The sequence below is a fragment of the Rhizobium sp. P1_E1 genome (assembly GCF_056406015.1).
In genome coordinates, this window is the sequence record NZ_JBFUAY010000529.1 from 1 (window position 1) to 1,075 (window position 1,075).

The following is a 1,075-nucleotide window of genomic DNA, read 5'->3' on the forward strand; positions in this document are numbered from 1 at the left end:
CCCAAGGAATCAGAATGTCGATGTTGGCCTCGTCGAGCAGTTCTTTGCGGTAGTCCAGAAAGGCATCGTCGTCATCAAACCAGTCCAGCCGCTTCAAATTCTTGCCTGCGAAGTAGGCGTCCAGTACGGCGCTGGCGCCGTCGGTCAAGCGGCTACGATCCACATCACTCTGATCGGTAGCCAGTGGCAGGTTCAACCACAGGGCATAACGCGTTGCCTCCCAGATGATCCTAAACGGGTCATTCGGATAGTCATCCTTGTTCCACTTGTCGTACCTGGCTGGAAGTTGGTACGTAGCTTCCTCGCCGAAGTGCAATTGCTTGCTCACATCCACTGTGACCTCAACACAGAGAACGCAGCGCGCTCTTGCACGCATGGGCTCTCGCAACTGTGGGGCGATTTTGCCGAAGCTGTAAGGACTCTCCTGATAGTCGCGAGCCAGATGCACCCGCGCTTGGCCGAAGCTCTTGAGGTGAGGAAGGTGAATCAGTTCCACGGTGAAGGCGTGCCGGCTTCCGTCGTCGCTGCGTACACGCGGACCCTTCGTCGTTGATTTGGGATGCGGATAGCTGTCATTGCTGTCCGTCACCTTCGCGTGATTGAGAAGATTCTGAAAAGCCCGGAACGCCTCGGTTTCACTGTCGAACTTGAAGTAATAGACCGCAGTGATGGAGTCCAGCGTGCAATCGTCAGCGGTGATAGATGCCAACTCGTTGTCGGGCAAATCCGGATACTGCTTCCTTACCCAGGCCTTGAAGAGGCTCAGCACGATGGGCAACGCTTGCGGGACCGCGTAGTTCTCGGTGTAGGCGCGCCGACACAGAAGCAAGCCGGCAAGGTCCGCGTTGCAGATGTAGCTGACGTCAGTCACAGTGGATTTATCGCCGGGCTCGTTGGCGACAATCTCCATTGATGCGTGGGTACCCGGGCCGAACCATTCATGCGTCGTGCGGCGCATCTTGGTACCGGATTCCCGTGCCTCAACCTGATGATCGAGTTCTGCGACTGCGCGAGCGAACGAGCTGGGCGGTGAGACCTTGAGAACAACCTTATGCTGCATGATGCGCTCCTGCCT

Annotated in this window: 1 protein-coding gene; it reads right to left on the bottom strand. The window is 57.0% G+C overall.

The features are described 5' to 3' along the window. Positions 1-1,060, bottom strand: a 1,060-nt coding sequence (locus tag AC1D1Z_RS37715; protein WP_477853947.1) for a hypothetical protein, incomplete at its 3' end; no start/stop codon positions are given. Between the last annotated feature and the right edge of the window lie 15 nt (positions 1,061-1,075).